The sequence below is a fragment of the Oerskovia enterophila genome (assembly GCF_001692445.1).
GTDB classification, from domain to species: domain Bacteria; phylum Actinomycetota; class Actinomycetes; order Actinomycetales; family Cellulomonadaceae; genus Oerskovia; species Oerskovia enterophila.
This window is the reverse complement of the sequence record NZ_MAQA01000101.1, coordinates 1-4,252: the sequence shown is the minus strand read 5'-3', so window position 1 is coordinate 4,252 and position 4,252 is coordinate 1. Positions and strand designations below refer to the sequence as shown.

Annotated in this window: 3 protein-coding genes; all 3 read right to left on the bottom strand. The window is 73.0% G+C overall.

The window, feature by feature from the left end; all coding sequences use genetic code 11:
• Window positions 1-348: 348 nt before the first annotated feature.
• The 3 genes from OERS_RS20280 to OERS_RS20270 all read right to left on the bottom strand — a co-directional run bounded on the left by OERS_RS20280 (window position 349) and on the right by OERS_RS20270 (window position 4,194).
• Window positions 349-1,008 (bottom strand): response regulator transcription factor, encoded by a 660-nt coding sequence (locus OERS_RS20280; protein ID WP_068627779.1) that lies wholly within the window; start codon window positions 1,006-1,008, stop codon window positions 349-351.
• 110 nt (window positions 1,009-1,118) lie between these two features.
• A complete protein-coding gene (locus tag OERS_RS20275) occupies window positions 1,119-2,627 on the bottom strand; it encodes a sensor histidine kinase (RefSeq protein WP_248948800.1) in 1,509 nt (502 codons plus the stop codon).
• A 130-nt stretch (window positions 2,628-2,757) separates the two neighbouring features.
• A complete protein-coding gene (locus OERS_RS20270) occupies window positions 2,758-4,194 on the bottom strand; it encodes a hypothetical protein (RefSeq protein ID WP_068627778.1) in 1,437 nt (478 codons plus the stop codon).
• Window positions 4,195-4,252: the final 58 nt, after the last annotated feature.

The following is a 4,252-nucleotide window of genomic DNA, read 5'->3' as shown; positions in this document are numbered from 1 at the left end:
CGCCGCACCGATTCGTTGTCAGAAGCGCACCGGGGTATGGCCCGGCCACGGGATGCTCCTCGAGACGGGGATCAGGTTCCCTGACAGTCTTGAAGATCCCGGTTCGTCACAGAATGGGAGCCGCCCCCGAGGCATTGGAGGCGATCCGGCGGGCTGGTGCGGGGGCTGTCCCCCGGATCAGCTGTCAGAACGTGGCCGGGCCATACCCCGGTGCGCTTCTGACAACGAGTCCGTGCGGCGGCACACGCAGATCAGCTGTCAGAACGTGGCCGGGCCATACCCCGGTGCGCTTCTGACAACGAATCGGTGCGGCGCGAGCGGTCCCGCCGGCACACCGCCACCTCGGGCTCAGTCCCGCAGGTACCTGAGCACCGCGAGGACCCGCCGGTGGTCCCCCGCGTCCTGCGGCAGACCGAGCTTGCCGAAGATCGACGTCACGTTCTTCTCGACCGCGCCGTAGGACAGGAACAGGCTCTCGGCGATCGCGGTGTTGGACCGCCCTTGCGCCATGAGCTCGAGCACCTCGCGCTCGCGCGGCGTCAGCCGTCCCAGGCCGTCGTCGAGGCGCGAGGCGCCCATGAGCTGGCTCACGACCTCGGGGTCCAGGACCGTCTGTCCTGCCGCGATCCGGGTCAGCGCGTCGAGGAACTCGCTCACGTCCGCGACCCGGTCCTTGAGGAGGTAGCCCACGCCCTCCGCGCCGCCTGTGAGCAGGTCGCTCACGAAGCGCGTCTCGACGTACTGCGAGAACAGCAGCACCCCGAGCCCGGGCGAGGACTCCCGCAGGGCCAGGGCCGCGCGCAGCCCCTCGTCGGTGAAGGTCGGGGGCATGCGGATGTCGATGATGACGACGTCGGGCAGCTCGCCCAGGACCGCGAGCCTCCCGACCTCCGCGACCAGCGCGTCCCCGTCCCCGACCGCCGCGACCACCTCGTGACCGCGGCGCGTGAGCAGCGCGACGAGCCCGTCGCGCAGGATGACGGAGTCCTCGGCGATGACGAGCCGCACGGTGTACCTCTTCTTGGTCGTGGGTCAGCGTGGTGCAGGACCGCCGCGCAGCCCGCAGGGGCGGCGGTCCGGGGTTCCGGGGCCGTGCTCGGTCCCGGGAACGGGTGGGGTCAGACCCTGCTCGGCAGGGTCACGGTGACCACCGTAGGCCCACCGACCGGGCTCACGAGCTCCAACGTGCCGTCGACCGAGCGGACCCGCTCCTCGAGGCCGGCGAGGCCCGAGCGGTGCCCCTGGGCGTCGGGGGTCGAGACCCGGGCCCCTCCCTGCCCGTCGTCGCGCACCCGCAGGCGCATCGTGCTGCCCTGCTCCTCGACGAGCACGTACACCCCGGACGCGCGGGCGTGCTTCGCGGCGTTGGTCACGAGCTCGGCGACACAGAAGTAGGCGATGGTCTCGACCGCGGGCGAGGGGGCGACGCGCGGGTCGACGTCGACCGTCACGGGCAGCGGCGAGCGCGCGGCGAGCGTCTCCAGGGCGACCGCGAGCCCGTTGTCGAGCGCGGGCGGGTGGATGCCCCGCGCGAGCTCGCGCAGCTCGACGAGCGCCTCCTTGGTCGAGGCGTGCGCGCTGTCGACGAGGTCGAGCGCCTCGGTCGCGTCGCCGCCCGAGGCGAGCTGCTCCTTGGCCTCGCCGAGCTGCATGGCGACCGCGACGAGCCGGGCCTGGGTCCCGTCGTGCAGGTCGCGCTCGATGCGGCGCAGCTTGGCGTCGGCGTCCTCGACCGTCCGGCCGCGGGACTTCTCGAGGTCCCGGACGCGCAGGCTCGCGCGCGTGGGACCCAGGAGGTTGATCGTGAGCAGGCGGAAGAGCTGGGCGAAGCCCCGGACGAGCTGAGGCCACAGCCACCACAGCACGACGCCCGCCGCCGCGAGCGCCGACTGCCGCATCGGGGTGTCGACGAACCAGTCGGTGCCCATCTGGGCGCCTCGGTGCCACGTGCCGTCGGCCGCCTCCTGGAGCGGGAGGAACTGCGCCCAGTACCAGTGCGTCATGGCGCCCACCGCGGTGAAGAAGAAGGTCACGCTCACGACGAACGACACGATCGAGAGCACGAAGCTCACGAGCATGAACGACAGCGCGCGCCACCCCGGCCCGTCGGACACGGTCGACCACAGCACGCGCCAGAACCCTCGGCGGCGCTCGTACGGGGCCGGGGCCAGGACGTCGATCGACAGCATGGAGCGCGCCATGGTCCGGTACATGCCGCCCCAGCCGCGGGCCCCGAGGACGAGCGCGCCCGTCACGAACAGCCCGACGACCGTCACGAGGATCCCGACCGTGAAGCTCACGGTGAAGATCGCGTAGGTGAAGGCCACGGGTGCGACGAACAACGAGAGCCAGATGTACCCGAACTCGCGCCACGTGCTCCGCGCGAAGGGGGCCCGCAGGAAGCCGACGTCCTCGCGGTGGTCCGTGTAGCGCGGGTCGACCGGCACCGGGACCCGGCCCGGGCGAGGCGGGCGGGCCGTCTGTCCGTGGGAGCCGGCGGGTACGGGAGGCGCCCCGGCCTGGGACGGCGCGGACGAGGACGGCTCGGCGGGCGCCACCGGGCCCGAAGGCCCGTCGGCGGGGCCGCCGGTGGGCGCGGCGTCGCCGAGCGGCTGGGGGGAGGTCACAGCAGACATGGTGTCAGGACTCCTGCATCTGGTTCGAGCGGTGCCACCAGTCTTCCTGACGCGCGCCCGCGCGCCCAGGGTGCGCTCCGCCGTCGTGCACGGGGGTTGTCCCCCGTGCACGGCAGCGCGCTCAGCGGGCCGTGGGGACCGGGGGTTCCTCGTGGGCCTCGGCGGTCCCCTGCCCGACGGCGGCGCTCGCCCCTTCCTCGGGCGTCGCCCTGGTCGCGCCGCGCGCGGGCGCGGACACCACCTGGATCGCGATGACCAGGACGGCCGCGACCAGGGCGATCACGAGGATCGTGCTCCCGCTCGGGTAGCGCGAGAACACCAGGACCGTCAGCGCCGCCGCGAGGACGAGCCCGACGAGGGGCCAGCGCAGCCTCGCGACCCAGATCTCGAACGGGTGCGGGGCGCGCCCGCCGTCGCCCGCATGGCCACGGCTGACGGCGCGCACGGCCCAGTTGAAGCCGCCGCGCACCGCGACGGCCGACCGGCTGGACCCTGTGAGGTAGGCCGCGAGCGCGACGACCAGACCGAACGCGAAGACGGCCCGCAACGAGGTGCGCAGCGGGACGAGGACCGCGTCGATCAGGGCCGTCGCGGCCGACGGGGACAGCGTGTCGGACGGGACCGCGCTCAGGTACAGGGACCGTCCGACGGTGATCCCGATCGCGAGCAGCGCCATGGCGACGATGTAGGCGACGCCGGCCAGGACCGTCGCGCGGCGACGCCCGCCCCGCGGCGCGGCCCACACCGCGCAGACCGCCACGGCCAGCGAGAGCCAGGGCAGGACGTTCGCGGCCTTGTTCAGGAACGCGACCGCACGCTGGGCCGTCACGACGTCGTCCGAGGTGAACAGCACGAACTGCGGGTTGATCGACGGGAGGTTCTCGACGAACGTGAAGCCGCGAGCCGACAGCCGCTTGCTCACCTCGTCGATCATGGGTCCGAGCGAGAGCGTGACCTGCCCGTTCGCGTCGGCCGTGACGGAGGTCTCCCCCTCCCCCGTGAGCACCGAGACGAGGTTCTTGTGCGCCTGACGGTTGGCGACGATCCACAGCTCCTCGAACGTCGGGGAGGTGACCATGCGGTCGACGGTCGAGCGGACGAACGACTCGCCCTGGCTCGCGAGGAGCGGGGCCAGTCCCATGACCTGCGGCGGGAGGCGCTCGGCGTTCTGCGTGAGGGTCGTCAACGCCTGGGTCGTGACCGACTCGAGGTCGATCCGCTCGAGGATCGCGTCGCTGACCTTGGTGCTGATCTCGGCCTGGATCGCCGGGTCCGAGCCCAGCGGGGTCACGGTCGCGACGTAGTGGTCGGTGTCGAGGATCTCGCCGCGCACGTAGCGGGCGAGCACCGAGCCCAGCATGAGGACCCCGGCCAGGACCAGGAGGACCGTCACCGCGGTCCAGCGGACCCAGTGGCGGTGGGGGGCGGCGACGGCCGCTCCGGGCGACGGTGGGGGTGCGGTCCGCTCGGCCCGCAGGCGCTGGACCTCGGCGCGCAGGGCCTCGAGCTCGGCTCGTTCGGGGTCGCTGATCGTGGGCTCGCTCGGGACGGTCGCCATCGTCTTCTCCTGTCAGCGCGGTGCTGGGTACATCCTCGCGCAGGAGGGAGGGGTGCGC